17 protein-coding genes and 1 riboswitch are annotated in these 20,223 nt (G+C 43.4%); of the genes, 7 read left to right on the top strand and 10 right to left on the bottom strand.

The features are described 5' to 3' along the window. Positions 1 to 485: 485 nt before the first annotated feature. Genes G6047_RS08820 through G6047_RS08840 form a run of 5 tightly spaced genes read right to left on the bottom strand, consistent with a single transcriptional unit; the run spans position 486 to position 5,506 of the window. Entirely contained in the window at positions 486 to 1,271 is a 786-nt protein-coding gene (locus G6047_RS08820; RefSeq protein ID WP_169527240.1) for an ABC transporter ATP-binding protein, read from the bottom strand. Next, positions 1,268 to 2,290 (bottom strand): iron ABC transporter permease, encoded by a 1,023-nt coding sequence (locus tag G6047_RS08825; RefSeq protein ID WP_169527241.1) that lies wholly within the window; start codon positions 2,288 to 2,290, stop codon positions 1,268 to 1,270. The genes G6047_RS08820 and G6047_RS08825 overlap by 4 nt, the downstream gene beginning before the upstream one ends. Further along, positions 2,287 to 3,438 carry an ABC transporter substrate-binding protein gene (locus G6047_RS08830; RefSeq protein ID WP_169527242.1) on the bottom strand — a complete coding sequence of 384 codons (1,152 nt, stop codon included), beginning with the start codon at positions 3,436 to 3,438 and terminating at the stop codon, positions 2,287 to 2,289. The genes G6047_RS08825 and G6047_RS08830 overlap by 4 nt, the downstream gene beginning before the upstream one ends. Before the next feature lie 50 nt (positions 3,439 to 3,488). Then, positions 3,489 to 4,403 (bottom strand): helix-turn-helix domain-containing protein, encoded by a 915-nt coding sequence (locus G6047_RS08835; RefSeq protein ID WP_169527243.1) that lies wholly within the window; start codon positions 4,401 to 4,403, stop codon positions 3,489 to 3,491. Between the two features lie 56 nt (positions 4,404 to 4,459). Continuing rightward, positions 4,460 to 5,506 (bottom strand): NAD(P)-dependent alcohol dehydrogenase, encoded by a 1,047-nt coding sequence (locus G6047_RS08840; RefSeq protein ID WP_169527244.1) that lies wholly within the window; start codon positions 5,504 to 5,506, stop codon positions 4,460 to 4,462. 122 nt (positions 5,507 to 5,628) lie between these two features. Beyond that, positions 5,629 to 5,822, top strand: a riboswitch (cobalamin riboswitch). A gap of 31 nt (positions 5,823 to 5,853) precedes the next feature. Between G6047_RS08840 and G6047_RS08845 the strand changes: the two genes are divergently transcribed. Together G6047_RS08845 and G6047_RS08850 are read left to right on the top strand one after the other, a co-directional pair. Next, a complete protein-coding gene (locus tag G6047_RS08845; protein ID WP_169527245.1) occupies positions 5,854 to 7,683 on the top strand; it encodes a TonB-dependent receptor plug domain-containing protein in 1,830 nt (609 codons plus the stop codon). A 2-nt stretch (positions 7,684 to 7,685) separates the two neighbouring features. Next, positions 7,686 to 8,729 carry a DUF5074 domain-containing protein gene (locus tag G6047_RS08850; RefSeq protein ID WP_169527246.1) on the top strand — a complete coding sequence of 348 codons (1,044 nt, stop codon included), beginning with the start codon at positions 7,686 to 7,688 and terminating at the stop codon, positions 8,727 to 8,729. A 53-nt stretch (positions 8,730 to 8,782) separates the two neighbouring features. On the opposite strand, the gene G6047_RS08855 is transcribed toward G6047_RS08850, so the two are convergent. Further along, the gene (locus tag G6047_RS08855) at positions 8,783 to 9,409 is read right to left on the bottom strand and encodes an N-acetylmuramoyl-L-alanine amidase family protein (protein WP_169527247.1); all 627 of its coding nucleotides are present in this window, start codon (positions 9,407 to 9,409) and stop codon (positions 8,783 to 8,785) included. Positions 9,410 to 9,474: 65 nt separating this feature from the next. Next, on the bottom strand, positions 9,475 to 10,914 hold the full coding sequence (locus G6047_RS08860) for a S41 family peptidase (RefSeq protein WP_169527248.1): 1,440 nt from the start codon (positions 10,912 to 10,914) through the stop codon (positions 9,475 to 9,477). 122 nt (positions 10,915 to 11,036) lie between these two features. Here G6047_RS08860 and G6047_RS08865 point away from each other — a divergent pair, with 122 nt between their 5' ends. The 4 genes from G6047_RS08865 to G6047_RS08880 are packed head-to-tail and all read left to right on the top strand — an operon-like array spanning position 11,037 to position 13,103. Beyond that, on the top strand, positions 11,037 to 11,546 hold the full coding sequence (locus tag G6047_RS08865) for an RNA polymerase sigma factor (RefSeq protein ID WP_169527249.1): 510 nt from the start codon (positions 11,037 to 11,039) through the stop codon (positions 11,544 to 11,546). Further along, positions 11,533 to 11,982: a hypothetical protein gene (locus G6047_RS08870; RefSeq protein WP_169527250.1), complete on the top strand. Its 450-nt coding sequence runs from the start codon at positions 11,533 to 11,535 to the stop codon at positions 11,980 to 11,982. The genes G6047_RS08865 and G6047_RS08870 overlap by 14 nt, the downstream gene beginning before the upstream one ends. A 14-nt stretch (positions 11,983 to 11,996) precedes the next feature. After that, positions 11,997 to 12,542: a DUF4252 domain-containing protein gene (locus G6047_RS08875; RefSeq protein ID WP_169527251.1), complete on the top strand. Its 546-nt coding sequence runs from the start codon at positions 11,997 to 11,999 to the stop codon at positions 12,540 to 12,542. Positions 12,543 to 12,545: 3 nt separating this feature from the next. Further along, on the top strand, positions 12,546 to 13,103 hold the full coding sequence (locus tag G6047_RS08880) for a DUF4252 domain-containing protein (RefSeq protein WP_169527252.1): 558 nt from the start codon (positions 12,546 to 12,548) through the stop codon (positions 13,101 to 13,103). A 32-nt stretch (positions 13,104 to 13,135) separates the two neighbouring features. On the opposite strand, the gene G6047_RS08885 is transcribed toward G6047_RS08880, so the two are convergent. After that, positions 13,136 to 14,032: a DUF72 domain-containing protein gene (locus G6047_RS08885; RefSeq protein WP_169527253.1), complete on the bottom strand. Its 897-nt coding sequence runs from the start codon at positions 14,030 to 14,032 to the stop codon at positions 13,136 to 13,138. Positions 14,033 to 14,221: 189 nt separating this feature from the next. Between G6047_RS08885 and G6047_RS08890 the strand changes: the two genes are divergently transcribed. Further along, the gene (locus G6047_RS08890; protein ID WP_169527254.1) at positions 14,222 to 16,717 is read left to right on the top strand and encodes a hybrid sensor histidine kinase/response regulator; all 2,496 of its coding nucleotides are present in this window, start codon (positions 14,222 to 14,224) and stop codon (positions 16,715 to 16,717) included. A gap of 1 nt (position 16,718) precedes the next feature. Here the strand turns inward: G6047_RS08890 and G6047_RS08895 are convergent, their stop codons facing one another. Continuing rightward, positions 16,719 to 17,360: an NAD-dependent epimerase/dehydratase family protein gene (locus G6047_RS08895; RefSeq protein ID WP_169527255.1), complete on the bottom strand. Its 642-nt coding sequence runs from the start codon at positions 17,358 to 17,360 to the stop codon at positions 16,719 to 16,721. Further along, entirely contained in the window at positions 17,357 to 20,197 is a 2,841-nt protein-coding gene (locus G6047_RS08900; RefSeq protein ID WP_169527256.1) for an AsmA family protein, read from the bottom strand. The genes G6047_RS08895 and G6047_RS08900 overlap by 4 nt, the downstream gene beginning before the upstream one ends. Positions 20,198 to 20,223: the final 26 nt, after the last annotated feature.

Here is a 20,223-nt window from a genome sequence, read left to right on the forward strand (position 1 = left end):
CCGATGTGGCATTTTTTGATGTGGATTTTAAAATCACCACACTTTCTTTATCCACAAATTGTTTAATAGTGTTATTGTAAATCGTTGGTTTTAGATTTTGGAATTTCTAACCAGGTATTAAGTTCATCCGTAATAGATTACTATAGATTCGGGGGGGTATTGAAAGGGAAAACAATCAAATTAATATTGGAAGGTTTGTGTGGTAGGATTTAACAAAATCGGCAGACCCGAGCGTAGCGAATTGTACGAAGTAATTTTATGTATTCGGGTTATTCGCCAGAGACTTATATTGCCACTGGGGAGGGGCCGGTGTTGTCCCTAAAAAAATCCCGATTATTTCAGGTACATTTTTTATGTATTAAAGGTTAAATTTTGAAGCGTTGAGAACGACTTTTCACAGCCCTTTTAAAAAAGACTCATAAAACAATTGTCATCACGTTGTGTAAGCAATTTCTCATTTCATTATTTCAATAGCATTTCCGTAATCACCACCCAAAATAAAAACGTCTGTTTTCCCTGTCAAACCGAACCGATCCTGAAGGAAACAACGTATCGAAACTTCCATTTTCAATGAGTTGGTCGATTCCGCCATGTACCAGTTTTCTATCAGTCAGCAACAAAAACTCATCGCTTAATTGCAATGCCATATCTAATTCATGGGTCGAAAACAAAATGCATTTGTGATAGTCGTGGGCGAGTTTTTTCAACAACCGGTACAATTCCGCCCGATGCAAAAAATCAAGGTGCGTACTCGGTTCGTCAAGGATCAGCAAGGGTGTGTCCTGGGCCAGCGCACGTGCAATCAATACTTTTTGCAATTGGCCCGAACTCAGTTCGTAATATTTTCGGTTTGCCAGATATGAAATCCCGACAGATTCCATGGCCGATTCAATAGGGGATGTGTCAGAATCAGACAAAGTCCCGATCCAATTGGTATACGGTTGACGTCCGAGCGCGACAAGTTCAAAAACCGACAAATCGCTCGGCGGCAAGTCATCTGTTAAAACCAAACTAAGTAAAGTCGCTTTTTGCCTTGCGGATAGTGATGCGATATCGGCACCATTCAAAAAAACAGATCCGTCAATCGCAGGTTGGATTCCGGTCAGCGTACGCAGCAACGTAGATTTTCCGGAACCGTTCGCGCCAAGCAACGAAATCAGTTTTCCGGGTTGCAATTCCAGGTTTATCTGCTGCGCAATGACAACATCGCCCGACTTTTTTTTATAGCCGATCGAAAGATTCCGGGCCGATAGGATAGCGTTTGTTTTCATACAGCGGACCGTCTTTTTCGGAGCAACAAAAATATAATGACCGGCGCACCTATGATAGATGTGATGGCATTGATCGGAAGCACGGTTTCCGTTCCGGGAAGTTGACACAAAATATCGCACAGAAGCAGGATAATTCCGCCGCAAAGTATCGTTCCCAAAAACAGGATACGGTGTTGGCCGGTCTTGAAAAGCAATCGCGCCAAATGAGGAACGGCAAGCCCGACGAATGCAATCGGGCCGGCAAAAGCGGTAATCGATCCGGCCAAAATGCTTGTTGAAACCAATATCAGCAATCGGGAAATACGAACGTTTACACCGAGGCTCCGGGCATAGTTTTCACCGAGCAAAAAAGCATCGAGTGATTTGATCGAAGCCGCTGCCATAACAAGCCCGATGACTGCGAAAAAGCTTAAAATTCCAATCGAATCCCAGCTCATGTTAGACAGATTTCCCATAGACCAGAACGTGAATTTCTGCAGCTGTTCCGCACTTCCGAACCAACTCAGCAAACCCACGATGGCACTGGTGAAACTGCCGAACATCAACCCGACAATCAAAATGGCATTCGTATCGCGGAGCCGTGCCGAAACCAAAACCACGAGTGCCAGAACCAAACTGCTTCCCAGGCACGAAGCGACCGTCAGGCTTATCGCGCTTCCCGCCAATTCTGCAAAAAATGGGAAAAGCCCCGCGCCCATGATTATGAAAGCTACTCCGAGGCTTGAACCTGAGCTGACACCTAATACATATGGCCCGGCCAACGGATTCCGGAACAACGTCTGCATCAACAATCCGCTGACGGATAACCCGGTTCCGGCCAATATCGCGGCGATAGCTTTTGGCAGACGGTAATTAACGATGATGTAAGACCAGGTTTCTTTCGATGCGGAATTTCCGGTCAGGCTACGCCACACATCCTTAAAAGGGATCGCGACCGGTCCGAGGCAAATGTCTGCAAAGAACAATACCGCAACCAGGAGCAGCAATAAAATCAATACGGTTGCGGGTTTTTGTCTCATTTCAATTTTTCAAAAAAGACGGGTTTGTAATTCGGCAGCAATTCCGGATGGAGGATGCTGACGAGATCTTTGAGGACCAAATCTGGTCGGTTCGGAGCGAGTTCGTAATACAAAACGCCACCGGTTTCGCCTTTTTTGACGCTGAACGAGAATACGTTTTTTTGTTTGTAGGATTTGAAAGCGCCATAATCCGGATTCTCCGAAATCAGCTGCGAAAGCGAAGTAAATTGGCCCGGCCCGATCCAGAAATCGGCGCCCGATGCTTTGTCCAGAACCGTTTCAAATGACAGCGACAAACTTCCCGTTCCCTTCGAATCGGCCCACAAATAATTGCCGCCGGCTTGTGAAATCAACGTTGCGCCCCAACTGTCGCCGTACGGCATATACCATTTGTTTTCGTAAAGCGCGCCTGCCATCACGGTAGGTTTTGATTTAGCCTTTTTGGCGAGCTTAATCGTGTTTTCGTATTCCGTAACGATGTTGTCAAATAACGAATCAGCTAGTTTGTCTTTGTCATACAATGCCCCGAAAAGTTTGATCCATTCCGCTTTTCCGAGAGCCGTCTGTTCGTTCCAGTCGCCATTGAGCATGACTTTGATTCCGGCTTTTTTGAGATTGTCGAGCGTTTGGTTGTTGTTGTCGATGCCGTATCCGATGAAGACATCGGGCGATAAATCGATCACATTTTCGACGTTGATCGATTGGTTCGTTCCGAGTTCACGCACTTTTCCATCTGCAATTCTCCGACGCACTTTTGGTGAAGAAATATAATCGAGTTGCGGAAATCCGATTAATGTATTTTCCGACCCAAGCATTTCGAGCGACGGAATATGAGTCGTGGAAGTGACGATTATTTTCCGGACAGGAACCGTAATGATTGTTTCAGATTTGAGGCTGTCAGGGATTACAGCATCTTTTTTTACAAGGACGTATCGGTATGATTTTGTCGCTCCGGGCCACGGATCCTGAACTGTCGCCAGGGTGAAATCTTTGTATCGGAACAACTTCAAACCGTGGGCATACTGCACGCAGTTGGCCGTTTTTGAATCGGTTTTCGCAACATCGGAAGCATCATTCCTGCAACCGGATGATAAGAGCATCGAAGTTGTACAAACGATTAAAAAGCAGAATCTGGGGAATTGTTTCATGATGCAGGCAAAGGTAGCATTTCAGTCGTTATGCTTGCCTGATTCATTTTTTAGTTAAACGATTGGCGGAATTCCAAAGGCGAGACCTGCATTTTGTTCTTGAACAGTTTGTTGAACGACTGCGGATAATCGAACCCAAGTTGAAACGCTATTTCCTTGACCGATAAGTTGGTAGTCGTCAACAATTCCTTTGCTTTTTCCAGAAGCTTGTCGTGGACATATTGCTGTGTCGATTGACCGGTTATAGTTCGCAACATATCGCTGAGATAGTTAGGTGAAACATGAAGCTGTTCCGAGATATATTGTACCGTAGGCAAGCCGTTTTCTGAAATCCTGTCAGGTTCAAAACTTATAGCCAACACATTTTCCAATCGGACTAAAATATCGTCATTTGCGGGTTTTCGGGTAATGAATTGGCGGTTGTAGAACCGATTGCTGAATTGTAACAGCAACTCGATCTGGGCTATGATGACGTCCTGGCTGAATATATCGATATTCGAATTGTATTCGGTCTCGATATTTTTCATAAGGGTCTCCACGGTGTTTTCTTCCTGCTCCGACAGATGCAGCGCTTCACTCAGTTCATAAGAAAAGAAACCATATTTTTTTATGTTTTTCGCCAACGGATGACCCAAAAGGAAATCAGGATGGAAGACCAGGACAATACCTTCATTCGGAACGGCCTCATTCTTAAGATGCGACAACATTTGATTTGGTGAAACGAAAGACATTACACCCGAATCAAAATCATAATACCGCTGGCCGTATTTTACTTTTCCACCAAAATTTTTCTTGATCGCAATGCAGTAGAAGCCATAAGTGTGATATTCGGGCAATGTATCCTGGACAGCCGCTTCGCACAATAGGAATACGCTGATGAGCGGATGCCTCGGTTTCGGCCTTCCCCAGAATCCGAGTAATTCCTGGACGGATTTGATATGATAAGGGATGACTTGTTTTTTCATCTTGCAAACTAAATTAAAAAAAGAAGCGGACAATGAACCTGTCCGCTTCCTCTATTTCATAATGTTGAAATATCGATGACAAACCGATATCTGACATCGCCTTTTTCCATACGGTCGAAAGCCTTGTGGATATCTTTGATGTCGATAAGCTCAATATCGGCTGTGATGTTGTGTTCGGCACAGAAATCAAGCATTTCCTGGGTTTCGGCAATTCCGCCTGATGCCGATCCAACGATACTTTTTCTTCCCATCAGCAATGAAAATGCATTTAAATGGATTCCTTCCGGAGGAACGCCGACACAAATATGTACACCGTCCAGTTTTAGCAAAGACAGATAAAAATCAAAGTCATGTTCCGCACTCACAGTGTCTATGATGAAATCGAAAGATGCTTTTGCTTTTTCGACTTGTGCCGCATCTGTAGTGACGATAAAATCATGCGCGCCTAATTTTGCGGCATCGGCTGCTTTTTTGGGAGAAGTACTCAAAACGGTGACTTCGGCTCCCAACGCAACCCCGAATTTGACCGCCATATGGCCCAAGCCGCCTAATCCCAGAACGGCGAGTTTATGTCCTTTTCCGACTTTCCAATGTTTCAAAGGCGAATAGGTTGTAATTCCGGCGCATAATAAAGGTGCGGTCGCGGCAAGATCGAGTTTTTCAGAAATATGGACGGTAAAGGCTTCGTCGGTTACGATTGTATTGGAATATCCGCCATAGGTAGGCAGGTTGTCGCCGTATTTGTCTATGCCATTATACGTTGTGATCACGCCATTTTCGCAATAGACTTCAAGTCCGTCATTGCAATGGCTGCACTTACGGCACGAATTGACCAGCGTTCCCACACCTGCTAGATCTCCGATTTTGAAGTTTCTGACATGGTCGCCAATTTTTATGATACGGCCGACGATTTCGTGTCCGGGAACCATTGGAAAAATTCCGGGAAACCATTCGTTGTTGATTTGGGCGAGGTCCGAATGACACACACCTGAAAATAAAATTTCAATCTGGACATCGTGCGACCCTACATCGCGTCTTTCAAAATTCCACGGTGCCAGGGTTGCATTTGCGGTTTGTGCCGCATATCCTTTTGTTGTTATCATAATTGTTTTTTTTATGAAGCAAATTTCAATAACGGCTTCCATCGATCCGTATCCAAATCTCTGAAATGGTTGTCCATAAAATTCCATTTTTTTTCGTGACGAAACTTTCATTTTTAAACCTATCTTTGCCGCCGGAAAACGGTTGCCGCCGGAAAATTTCACCGTCGGCATTAAAAGGGAATCAGGTAAATGCCTGAGCTGTTCCCGCAACTGTAAGCTATCAAGACTGGGTTATCTTTCACGCCACTGTTCGCAAGAATGGGAAGGCCGACCACAGTACGCAAGCCAGGAGACCTGCCATTTTTCCAATAAACGATAACCGGATCTTCGGGAAAAAAGATTCAGCGATGTATAGTGAAAAATGGATTTTACCGGCGTTGTTGCTGTTGTGCCTCGTGGGTCGGGCACAGCAGGATACTGTGTTTTTGCGTCAGGTGGATATTTCAGATGTGTCGCTCAAACGATACGGGTCAACACAAAAAGCAATTTCAATTTCAGATTCTGTTTACACTTCAAACAGAACATCGCTTGGTGGTTTGATCCAGTTCAACAGCCCGGTTTATATTCGTGAGAACGGAATCGGTGGTGTTTCATCTGCTTCTTTTCGCGGAACCACGGCCCAGCAAACCGCGGTAATTTGGAACGGCATCAATATCAATTCCCAGTTCAACGGACAGTTCGATTTCAATTCGTACTACACTTCAGATGCGGGCCAGATTACCGTTCGTCCGGGCGGCGGAAGCGTTTTGTTCGGAAGCAGCGCCATTGGAGGAAGCATCCACTTAAACACAACTTTGGATTTTTATCGACATTTAGATAATCGGGTTTCGCTCAGTTACGGAAGTTTCGATACCGGAAGATTTGCGTACAACATCAATGCATCTGACGGGAAATTTTCGGTCAATGCATCGGTGTCGCATAACAGGTCCGAAAATGATTATCCATTTCCTGACAGCGACCGTAATAATTTGAATGGTGCCTTTTTCAATACTGGAATTTCGGCCGCAGCTGGTTATCGGATAAACCACAAAAATATTATACGGTTATACAGTCAGTATTCATCAGGTGAGCGGCATTTTTCGCTTATCAGTCCATCTGAAACACCTACAAAATATCAGGATAGAAACAGCCGGAATTTGCTCGAATGGATTTATGGAAATGAAAATTTCAACTCACGGGCAAGAGTCGCTTATCTGGAAGAACAGTATCGGTATTTCGAAACATTGAATGATGAAAATCCATCGTTCGGCCTGGCCAAAACCGTCATCGGGAAATACGATGCTGCCTTGAAGATCAGGTCGAATATGTTTGTGAATGCTTTGGTTGAATATGCATCTATCCGGGGAAGCGGAACCGATGTCCGCCAGACAAATCGCAACATTGGATCAGGTACTTTGGTCTTCAGACATATTCCCGGGAAGTTTCTGTACGAACTTGGTATCCGACAGGAATTGAGCGACGATTATTCGAGCCCGGTTTTGTTTTCTGCCGGAGGAAAATACCAAATTACTTCCAATTATTCCCTCCGATTCAACGGTTCAAGAAACTATCGCATTCCGTCGTTCAATGATTTGTATTGGGCAGATGGAGGTAATCCTGATCTCAAACCGGAATCTTCGTATCAGGCCGAAATTGGTCAGGACTTCCAATGGAAGAATCTATCCGCCGGATTGACGGTTTTTTACATGGATATTTCAGATATGATCCAATGGCTTCCGGGAACTACAGCAGCCTGGCGTCCGGTAAACGTGAATGAAGTCGAATCTTTTGGGCTTGAATTTTCAGGGAAACATTCATTTGAATCGGGTTCGCATAAATTGGTTTCGGCCGTGTTGTATTCGTACACCAATTCGCAAAATGCAGAAACCGAAAAACAGCTAATATATGTGCCCAAACACAAAGCAACGGCGGCATTGGATTATACGTACGACCGTTTTGGTGTTGGGCTTCAGGGACTTTTTACAGGTTCGGTCCCGACGCGTTCCGATAATAATCCGAGGTATGACCTTGACGGCTATTTTGTGGGCAATGGATTGGTTTCGTACCGATTCGGGAAACAAAAAAGCATAGTGGTCGAAGCCCAGGTCCGCAATGTTTTCGACCAGGAATACCAAACCATGATCAACCGTCCGTATCCCGGGCGACACTATACTTTTTCACTAACTCTAATGCTTTAAAAATGAACATCAAAAAACTACTTTTACTATCGTTTACAGCTGCGTTTTTTGCTTCTTGTAGCAATGATGATGACAACCGCGCACCACTCGGCGATTACGACAATGGCGTACTGGTACTCAACGAAGGCGGAACCGGAACCGTGACGTATATCAGCGACGATTTCAACACCGTCCAACAGGATATTTTTTACGAAGTGAATGGGGAAACACAGGATTTGGGACAATACACCCAATCGATTTTCTTTGATGGCGACCGTGCGTTCGTTATTTCGGGGTCGAACAAAATCACTGTGGTGAACCGATACACGTTTGAATATATCGCGACGATCGATTCTGGTTTTGCAGCGCCACGTTACGGAACTGTTGCCAATGGAAAGGCATATGTGACCAATTCAAATACGTTTGATTTTCCGGCCACTGATGATTATGTATCGGTTATCAACCTGCAGACTTTGGCAGTTGTGGGAACGATAAACACGAATGCATCGGCTGAAAGAATCATTGAGGCCAACGGTAAAATCTATGTTTCAAACGGATTCTTCGGAAGCGGAAATTCGATTACGGTAATCGATCCATCAACAGATGCTATAACTGCCACTATAGAAACAGATTTTGCCCCGAATTCGTTCGACATTGAAAACGGACAACTATACGCGCTTTGTGCCGGATTTTCAGGAGCTGGTGAACTGATAAAGATCAACACCCAAAACAATACGCTTTCACAGACAATCGAATTGCCGGAAACGCAATCGGGGCTTGCAAACCTTGATGTGGACAATGGGAATTTCTATTACACGGCTTCGGGCAATATCTATAAATACGCGTTGAACGCAACTGCTTTTACTGATACGGCATTTGTAGCTACGGGCTCGACGAATCCGTATATGGGTTATGGTTTTGCCGTGAACAACGGGCGTATCTATATTTCTGAAGCAGCTGAAGATTTTACTTCGGACGGAAAAATATTCGTCTATGACAATTCCAACGGAACACTTTTGAACCAGACGACGGTTGGGCTCGGGCCGAATGGTTTTTACTTTAACTAAGCAACAAATTCAACTAAGCAAAAAAGGCTTTCCGATTGGAGAGCCTTTTTTTATTATTTCTGCGGAAGATCGTCCATAAAATCGACGAGTGTCTTTGCGATTTGTTGCTGCGAATTTTCATCGGTCAGGAACTTTCGGTCGGCTTCATTCGTCACATAACCCAGTTCGATGATCATAGATGGCGCTTCTGATTTTTTCAAGACATGAAAAGGAGCTTCATCTATTTTTGGAACGGCGCGGTTCAGTATAGTCCCGAATCTGTAACCTAATCTTTCGGCCAATTCCTGGGACTGTTTTTTATAGTTGCTTTCTTTGGCGATGTAAAATTCGGTTCCTGATTTCTGACTGTTTTCACTCGCATTGATGTGGAGTGATACTACAACGTCCGGTTTTATGCCGTTGATTTTTTGTGTCCTGTCGTCAAGCTTTACATAATCGTCGTTTTCACGAGTAAGGTAAATGTCGATTTCGCGGCCTTTGCTCAATTCAAGGATTTTGGAACTGATTCCGGCGACAATGTCTTTTTCGAGAAGGCCATCGTGCTGTGCGCCAAAATCAATTCCGCCATGGCCGGCATCAATGACTACTTTGAGATGTTCACGTTCCTTAACAGGTTTCTGGATAAAGGCAAGTGCCGGAAGTATCGCGCAAGCCAAAAGCAATTTGAGGTTTGTTTTCATGGTTTGAGATTTAAGGTTGAATTGATAACGCAAACTAAATTGACTTAATTGCCTGTGTGTGGATTTTAAAACTTTCGGTGCATCGGCGGAATTTTGTTGGAATACATCTGATCCCGCAATCCGTCCATCGATTTTGAATCGCTGAATTTCCTGAAAATTATTTCTGGTTCAACCACAGCGCGTCTTCCACTGACCGTGATGGTATTGATAGCCGTACTCAAAAGTGGTTCCAATGTGTCTCCGAGAATTCCAAGGTTGGAAATATCTTCTACCTGATCGATATCCGGATCAAGTCCGTTGGTATAATCGCCAAAGCCATCCTTATTGACAATCTTTAAAACAATTGGCTGCATGGCGTAATAATGTGACGGATCCGCGCCTTCTTTCTGGAAATTTTCGGAATCATATAAAGTGACTGATCCCACGTTTTTGCCTACGGTATCGTCTCCAATCTGCACCACATTTATATAAGGTGCCAGACCATTGATTATAAGTTCGCTGGCCGAAGCCGTACTGCCCGAGGTTATGATGTAGATTTTACTCAGGTTCAGTGAATTGATGGCAGGACCATTATCTATTGAAGTTGTGAAACGATTGATGATATCTTCTGAACCATTCTGATTAAAATAATCCATGAGTTTTGCATTCCATTGTTCCTTGGCAAAAACCTGATCTGTAAATTGCCCCGTAATCATGCTCGCCAGATACGTTGCGGTTTGGACTGAGCCGCCTGAATTGTATCGCAAATCAAGCACGAGATCTGAAATTCCCGCCGATTGAAAACCTGCAAAAGCAGCATTGAGCTGATTGTCGTAATCGGGGTAGAATCCGTTATACATCAAATATCCAATTTTATGGCCGGGATAATCATAGGTTTGATGGATGTAGACCGGATTCTCGGAAAGTACGCCTTTTGTAAGTGAAACCGACTGTCCGTTTGCTGTGATGTTTCCACCATCATAATCGGCAAGGCCAAGTGTGTAGCTCGTGTTTGCGAGTAGTTGCTGGTAATTGTCCACCGTAAGTTGTGTACCATTGACTGTAGTGAACAAGTCACCACGTTGGATGTCTTGCGTCGATGCGTTGGAATTTGGAAGGATGTATCTGACCCAACCGAAAATTTCAGTCGTGCTTCCGGGCTTGTACCGGAGTGAAAAATCGACCCCGTTGTTTTCTGTCGTTCCGGACAAAATGCCTTCGAGTTCGCGATAATCACTGAATATGACACTGAATCGGTCAATCGATCGGTCAACAAGTAAATGTTCGAATAAATTTTCCGGAACTGGGTACTGGCGCAGGAAAGTATTAAGTTCATCCTGATTGGCGAACCGGTCATCGGCTAAATCCGGCTCGTCTGTCTGCCACAGATAATATAGGTTGAGGCCTTTCCATACAAAGTTCTGGACTTTGATATCGTCAGGAACGTGATAGGAATCGTCTTCCTGGCATGCTTGTATTCCTCCTAAGACCAATAGGCCAAGCAGGAAGTAGATACTTTTTTTCATTGCAATTTTTTCATTAGCAGATACCTTACAGGCATCCTGAGTAAATTTATAAAAAAAAACGTGGGTTGCGTGTTACAAATTGTAACGACTTCCGTCAGGACTTAAAACAAGCGAAAGCTATCATGGAACAAATCGAGTTCTTAAAACTGATCGAACCTTTCCGGAACAAGATTTTCCGGCTTGCACGCCGCCTTTTGGTGAGCGTCCAGGAGGCAGAAGACGCAACCCAGGAAGTCTACATAAAACTCTGGAACAAGAACGACGGACTTCGCGAATACCAAAGTGTGGAAGCACTCGCGATGACCATGACAAAGAATTATTGCCTCGACCAGTTGAGGAGTAAAAGAGCCGGAAATCTGAGTATCGTCCATAACAATTACAAAGACCGCGAGGCGCCACTTCAAACACAGGTGGAAGACAGGGACAACTGGAGTTGGGTTGAAAAAGCAATCGCTTCGTTACCTGAACAACAACAAATAATCGTCCAGATGCGAGACATCGAACAGTACGATTACACTGAAATTGCCGAAATGCTTCAAATGAACGAAACGGCAATACGCGTAGCACTTTCACGGGCACGCAAACAAATAAGGGAATTCATTACAAAAACACACGCCTATGGAATCGCATGAAATAAAGAGCTTGCTTGAGAAGTACATGGACGCGATGACGTCTGTGGAAGAAGAAAAAAGCCTCGCGGACTATTTTAGGAACAACGCTGTTTCACCTGAATTTGAGGAATACAAATCGATGTTCGGCTATTTTGAAGACCAACGATCTGTAGTTCCGGAAAAGAATTTCAGAATTTCTGACACAAAAAAACGTCGTCGTACGTGGATTCCGGCAGCTGCAGCCGCTGTATTATTACTTGGAGTCGGAATATATGGCTGGCAAAACCAAACGCCGCCGCAAACAAGTGAACTCGGAACTTTCGACGATCCCGAAGTAGCGCTCAGGGAAACCAGAAAAGCACTCGACTTGCTTTCTTCCAAAGTCAATACCGGAATGGAAAGCGTGAATTACCTCAATGAATACGAACAATCAAAAAACGTAATATTTAAAAATTAATCAATCCAAAAACCATGAAAAAAGTAGTTTTAACAATCGCACTGATGCTGATGCCAATCCTTTTCTTTGGGCAGACAGCTTTTGATAAATTCGACGGACAGGACGATGTCACCACCGTAGTCGTCACTCCAAAAATGTTCAAGATGATGGGAAGCGCAAAAAGTGACGAATCCCAGGAATTCCTCGACCTGGTCAAGAAACTGACAAGTCTTAAAGTGTTTACCACCAAAAGTGTTGCAGTGAGCAAAGAAATGAAAGCCACTGCAGACGGTTACATCAAAACCTCAGGACTTGAAGAGTTGATGCGCGTCACGGAAAACGGCCAGAACATCAAGATTATGGTGAAAACCGGTACTTCTGATACCAACGTGCGCGAGTTGTTTATGTTCATTGATGGGACAGCTGGCAAACAAGACACAGTGTTGTTATCTTTGACTGGGAATTTTGACCTGAACGATGTTTCAACCCTTACCGAAGAAATGAAATTTCCCGGCGGGGACAAACTCAACAAAGCATCAAAAGGAAGCAAAGGTCCAAAAGGTCCAAAAGGAAAAAAATAAATTATGAAATCAGTACTGCTGTTTTTGGTGACTTGCCTGTTTCTATCATGTGCCAAACGTGAAGACAAAACGCTTCAGGAATATATGGTGACCAAGTCACAGGAACCGGATTATTTTTCGGTAGATTTCAATCCGTCGATGTTCAAACCTGCCACATCAAATTTGACTTCGAACGAACAACAGGCATTGAAAGGTGTTGAAAAATTGAATGTAATTGCCTATCATTCCGATAGTATCCCTGCAGCATTCTATAAATCTGAAACAACAAAAATCAAAAAGTTCCTTACTCAAGATTCGCAATATCAGGAATTGATGCATGTCAATTCCGGAAAAGACGGTGGAATGATATCTTATGTCGGAAACGATGAACATATAGATGAGTTGGTTCTTTTCGGTAAACAACATGACAACGGTTTTGCAATTGTTCGTGTAATTGGGAAAGATATGACACCGGAAACTGTCTTCGCTCTTTTCAAAGTAATTCGGGAACGCGGATTCGGAGTCAAGGAGCTCAAGCCAATAGAACAAGCAATGGATCCGACCAGGACATTCAAAGGTTAATTAAAAACAAAGCCCCAATTGTGGGGCTTTTTTTATTCGAACAAACTACTTTGTTGAGTTGATTGGCGCTGCGGAATATGGATTTTCAAACCGAATGCGGCATTCATTTTTTCAATGAAATGCGTTGCCAGCAAAGGCGACTCGAGTTCGATATTCTGGTGGACGAAAAAATACAGTTTATTCAATCCTTCGGGCCGCCATTGTTTGATCCGTTCGACCCAATCGTCAAGTCGTTGTATATCTGTCGGATGATTTGCACCTACGTATCTGATAAAAGCCGCGTCGTTAGTCAATCGCATATGGAGCATATCGCGTCTTCCGGCCGTATCTACAATAATGTTGCTCATGCCAAGTTGTTCGAGAAGGTTTTCAAGTTTTGATTTGGCTTCGATGTCACTAAACCATTCATTGTTCCGGACTTCTACACCCAGGGGAACACCTTTTGGAAATTCGCGCAAAGCCTTTTCCAGACGTGTAAAATCCTTCGGTTTAAAATTATCGTGAAGCTGCAAAAAAGCCATTCCGAGTTTGTCGTCGAAATTGCTGATGGCATTGCAAAACGTATCGACAACTTCCCTGACTTCAATGAGTCGCTTGAAATGCGAAATCGTATTGGTCAGTTTGGGAAAGAATTTGAAACCTTCCGGTGTTTTGTCTTTCCAGGTTTCAACCTGCTTCCAATCTGGCATTCCGTAGAAAGTCGCGTTGAGTTCTATCGAATTGAATTGTGTCGAATAATACGTAAGTTCATCTTTTGTACCTCGCGGATAAAATCCTTTGAGATCAGATTTATTCCATTTCGCACAACCGATAAACACTTCGAACGGCTGTTCTTTTTTACGTGTTTTCAAAACACGTTTTGTTTCGGGAGAATCTGGTGGTAACGTAAAATCTACTTCGCCCGGATTGGGCACTTGTCCAAAAATCATAGGTTGAATTTTAGCTCCAAATTACAATAATGAGTTGAACCTGAATAATTTTTTCTTTTATAAAACTGAAATGTTTTTTGTTTCATAAAAAGAAATTTCTTACTATTGTTTGCTAAAAGTGTAATTAGTCGATAAAATCGTCTTTTTATCTTTTAAAGACTTCCCCAAGTCTAACCAAAAACAAACATCTTGAGAAACATTATCTACGCTATAGCTGTAGTTTTTTGTTTTGGGTCTGTGCATGCACAATTCACGCTGGAACAAAAAACACTGCCCGAGGAAATTTCCATTCTGGAATATGCCTCTATTGCCAATGCGGGCAATAAATTGTTATCTGTCCAAGAAGTTGAAAATGACAATATAACTTTCAACAAATTATCGGGTGAATTGGGAAACCTTGGTTTTACAGATGAAAATTTCTGGCTCAGGTTCTCTCTCAAAAATGCTACAGATTCACCTCTGTTATATTACCTCGAAACAGCGGAGCCTGTAACCGACAATGTAAATCTTTATCTCAAAAGCAATATATCGAATCCGGAAATCCAGCAAAGTGGTGACAACCTTGAATTTTACAAAAGAAGCGTGGCCAACCGACGCACATTGTTTGAAATCAGGTTAAAACCGGGCGAACAGAAAAGTGTCTTGATGGAAATCCGAAACGACGGCGAAAAAAACAGTTTGCCGCTAAAACTCATCAGCCAGAAAATGATGTTGGAAAATACCTATTACGATCAGTTAATCATGGGGGTTTTCTACGGAATATTGTTGGTCATCGCGCTTACTTATTTCTTTTTCTACTTCGCGCTGAAGGAATCCATTTTCCTGCATTATTCGCTTTATGTCACGTTTATGGGATTTTGTCAGTTCGCGCTTGACGGTTTCTACCACGAATACATCGGTCGCGGTAATTCCTGGCTGAGTCTTCATATTGTAATTCTGTCGGCTATCTTAAGTTGTTATTTCTTTGGAAAGTATAGCACGATGGCGCTTGAAATAAGGGAAAACAATCCAAAAATCTATCGGTGTTTCCAATATTTGTATGCCTTTCTTTCGGTGGCGTTTGTCGCGGTGATTCTATTCCCGGATTTTCTCAACTATTCGTACCCAATCATAAATATGTTGACTGTTTTGGGAATCGGATTGATTTTCGTGACTATTGGCACCATGTTTTTCCGTCGGCAGAAAGTAGATCCGTTCTACCTGAGCGGCATCTTGATTTTGTTCGGGTGCATCATCCTTGCCGTACTGATGAACTTTGGCATCATGCCGGACGGTTTCTCGATGGACAATGTAACCAAACCCGGAATCGGTCTTGAAATCATCGCGCTATCCTTATCGATGGCGAACAAAATCCGGATACTCAAAACCAAAAAAGAAGAACTTCAGGCAGCGGCATTACAAAAATCCGAAGAAATGAACGAGGTCAAATCCTTCTTCCTTTCGAACATGAGCCATGAATTGCGTACACCATTAAATGCAATCCTGGGTTTGGCGAGTGCTATGGAACAGGACAGCAACGATCCAAAAATCAAAGCAGATTGTGAGGTCATACGTTATGCCTCATACGGATTGATATCTTCCGTGAACGACATCCTTGATTTTTCACGTATCGAAAAAGGCGAACTCCAATTGGAAAAAGGCGAATTCCGACTCAGTGATGTGCTCGCGAAATTGGCCAGAGCAATGAAAAAGCAGCACAAAGACAAAGGACTCAAATTCAAATTTGAAAGTTCAATAGCACCTGAAATCCGTGTGTCGGGTGATGAAAGACGATTGGAACAACTGCTGTACAACCTGCTTGGAAATGCACTCAAATTCACGAATTCAGGTAAGGTGAAATTCAACGTTTCGCATCAGATTATCGATGGGAAAATACGTTTGGAATTTGTCATAAAAGACACTGGAACCGGGATAGAAAAAGAAAAACTCGAAAGTGTCTTCGAACTGTTTTCACAGAGCAATTTCGACAACAAGCGCAAATTCGGCGGATTCGGCATAGGGCTCAGTATTGTCAAGGCATTGGTCGATTTGCACGGTGGAAAAATCGACATAAAAAGTAAAGTCGGCAAAGGAACAACCTGTCGCGTAATCCTCGATTACGATGTTGTGTGTGAACCCGTAAAATTGGAACATCTGCCTACAAAAACCATCGGTTCACGAAATATCCTGATCGTAGAAGACAACGCGATGAATCAGATGGTCATGAAAATGATACTCAAAACACTTCCTGATACCACTTTCAGTATCGCGAACGACGGTTCCGAATGTCTGCGGATGATGCAAAACGAACAATTCAATTTAGTGCTTATGGATTTGCAGATGCCGGTTATGGACGGATACGAAGCGACCGATGCCATCCGAAAAGGTGAAGCCGGAGCAAAATATACAACCATCCCGATAATCGTCATCACGGCAGACATCACGCCCGAAAGCAAAGAACGCGCATACGCATTAGGCGCCAATGATTACCTGACCAAACCCGTCGACAAAAAACTGCTGATCGAAAAGATAGAAAATATGGATCTGCCCAAACTATTGTCGGCAGAAGAAGAGGCGGAAATGGCACTTGAAATGGACGAAAGCGATGCGTCCGAAGCTCCGATCGAACCTGTGATTCCAAAGAAAAAGCGACGGTTCAAAGGTGTTGAAATGATCCGGTCGTTCTTTTTGAGTTATGTGTTGTAAATCAAGCTGTGGCCAGTTTTTTTATGTCTGAAATTTCAAGGTTGGTTTTGGAATAACCGGATTCGGATACTTTTATCATCGCTTTGCCAACTTCGGCCAATGTCAACACACTTTTGGAAGCAAATAACTGGATGATTTTCGTCAGCACTTTATAAATCCATTTCCAGTTTTTCTGGCCTTCGAACGGAAGCATCACGCCGGGCCGGAAGTTGAATTCACTGCGGAATCCGAGATTTGCCAAATCGTCTTCGGTCTTTCCCTTGACACGTTGCCACATGAGTCTTCCGTTTCTGTCGGTTCCGCTTCCGGATACGTAACAAAAACACATGGAATCGTTCACTGAGAGCACTGATTTTGCAAATGCGAGCGTCGTATCATACGTAATCTGGGTGAATTTTTCCTCGTTCATTCCAACCGAACTGATTCCCGCTCCAAAAAAGCAGGCGTCATAACCTGAAATATCGGTTGCAAAATCGCTGAGTTTAGTAAAATCGGGCACGATCAATTCCCTTACTTTTGGATTTTGGATGCCGTACGATTTTCTCGAAATAGATAAGATTTCTGAAATTTTGGGATTTTCCAGACATTCAAACAAAATGCCTTCACCTACCATTCCGGTGGCTCCCGTGACGATTACTTTCATGGTTTATCCTTGTCTTTTACTTCGGGATTTTTTGACTCTTCTGTCGTGACCGGCGTTACGGCACCTTGTGGTTGGGTAATGACATCTTTTCCTTTGTATTCAGACTGCGGAACTTCATCGGTGGTTTTACTGAACACTTTTATTTTAGGGTCAGATTGCGTTCCTGTAACGGCCAAAGGAATTCCAATCAATCCCAAAGGCGGAAGCCCTAGTCGGATTTTTAATGCCAGTTGGCCATCGAAGCTGGTTTTTCCCTCGAATTTCAATCTAAACAAAGCGATTTTCATTTTGGTCTCGTCCACAAAAATCACGTTGTCTTTGATGTGTGTCTTGATATCGACTTTTGAAAGATCGGGATCGTTTATTCCGTCGGAACCTGTTTTTTGGCTCAGTCCGCTGAACAATTTCAATCCTTTGACTTTGATTTTTTTGAGCGAAACCACACCGTTGCCTTCAAGCGAATTGTAAACCGGATTCATATTGCCGTCGAGCACGCCTTTGAGTTTGTAGTCGACCGAAATAATTCCCTGTGCATTTCCGGCCGATGTAGCCAGTTCCTTGAACATCTCGATTTCTTTGAATGCGCGTTGAATGTCGAAATTTTTGGCCTGGAAACGCAAGTCGAAACCGGCTTTTAGCGCCGATTCGTCGTCGTACATGCCATCGAGATTTAATGTGGCGCCTATAATGTCGATCTGCGTTCCGCGAAACGTCAATTGACCTTTACTTATGCCCACAGTTCCGCGAAGGTTTTCCAGGTTGAATTTGTCGTATGTAATCTTTTGGGCATTGGCGGTAAGAGAAACATCGAGGTTCGTCGGTAACACCACAACGCCGCTTGAACTTGGAGCAACTGATTCGGCTGCTTTTGTCTCTGCTTTTTCCTTTGGATTATTACCTGGTTTCAAAGCCATGAATTCATTGACGTTGATGTATTTTGAATTCAGTACGAAATTGCCGTGGAGCGTTGCATGCTTTTCAAAAAAGTAATTGATGGCATTGACGAGCTTTCCGTTCAAATTGAAATCGCTTTGCCCGTAAGTCGCATTGAAACTGTCAAAATTCATGTCCTGTTGTTTGAACGTGAACAAGCCGTTTTCAATCAAAAATGATTTCGGGAAACTTTCCATCGAAGCCTTGATTTTCCTGACTTCCAATGTTCCGCGGTTATCGAGTTTTGAAAATTCTCCGTTGGTCGCATAACTCTGGCGGCCTTTTAGACGCAAATCGGCACGGATCATTCCATCCACATCGATTCCTTTCTGTGCAAATACACGATAGACTTTTCCAACGTTTACGAGTCCTTTCGCAGACACATCATAAGCAACATCGTCGAGGTTGCTGAACGTGGCATTCAAATCAAACGGTTCGCCTTCGAAAGTGAGCGTTGCGGGAGAAATTTTGATCCAGGTGTCGCTGTATTTTCCGTTTGTGTTTTCGGCATTGATATCGAGGTTGATTTTTGTGATTGGGTTCGGATAATAGTCCGTTTTGATAAATCCGTACTTGATCAACACACGGCCTTTGGTCTTTGGAAACAAATGTTCTTTGGCGTTATAGATTCCATTCACATTGACATCGGCCATAAGCAAGCCTTTCATGTCGATATTCTTGAGCCCGATGGATTTGTCCAATGTTTCCATGTCGAGCTTTCCTTTCAGGCTCGCTTTGACGGACATATTTTCCATGCCTTTTATCGCGATGTAAGACCTGAATTTTTCTTTGCCCAATTTAAAAGTCAGCGAATCCAGTTTGATGCTGAGTTCTTCCGGATTCAGCGATGGCAATATGGCATCGAGGTTGAGGTTGATGTCAGATGTAGCAACCGGCGCTTTTTTGTATTCGATATAACCGTCGCGAACGGCCGTGTGGAATTTTATGGTCGGCTGACGGTTCGTTGTGGCATCGTATCGGCCTTTCATGGTAAGCGCGATATCAATTTCACCCTTGACTTTTGTACTGTCGAGCCACGTGATGTATTCGGGCGGCAACGCGGTGAACAGGTCTTCAAAATCGCTTCCCATGGATTTGACCGAAAGATCTATGTCGTATCCGTTTTTAAGGATATTCAAAACACCTTTAAAGTTGATGGGAAGTTTGTTGATTTTTAAGTCGTTTCGTTGAAGGGAAAAAGTAAGGGCATTGGTGTTGATACGTGTCAGCAATTCTGCCTGAAGGTTCTTTTTGAGCAGGTAATGTTCTCCATCTAATTCAAAATCGAGAGAACCTATTTTAGCGTCAGATGCCAGATCGAAAATCGCCTGGTCCAGACTGCCTTTTCCAACATAATTGAAATCATCTGCCGAAACCACTATTTTCGCCGATGCATCGTGATACCTGAGGTTGCAATGTGAGATTTTAATCTTGTCAAGTCGCAATGAGGTATTTGAAACGGTGTCTTTCGGGGCATTATCATCTGAAATATAGACGTTATAGTTGGCCTGGCCTTTTTCGTTGACCTTGACGTTAATATCTGAATTTCCCACGTAAATCTCATCGATTACAATCTCGCCGTCAAAAAGAAGTCGTTTGAGGTTGATTCCAAACCCAATGTCTTCTGCCGCAACCAACGTATCTTTCTGGAAAGGCGCGGAACCTTTGAGGGAAAAGTCGTCAAGCGTTACCGTAAGTGATGGAAAATGGTCAAAGAAAGACAGGCGCGCTTTGGAGAAATTTAGTTCACCTGTAAGTTTTTTGTTCGCGAATCCTTTTACCTGTTCGGCAATCTGGCCCGGAAATAAAATTGGCAACAGGAACATCAGCAACAATAAAGAACCGATTCCGATTCCCGTCCATTTCAATGTCTTTACTATAATTGTCTTTAGTCTGGCATTCATATTTTAAAGGTATGGTAAGCCCAAAA

Origin of the sequence: Flavobacterium silvaticum, from assembly GCF_012911565.1 — a bacterium.
Classification (GTDB): domain Bacteria; phylum Bacteroidota; class Bacteroidia; order Flavobacteriales; family Flavobacteriaceae; genus Flavobacterium; species Flavobacterium silvaticum.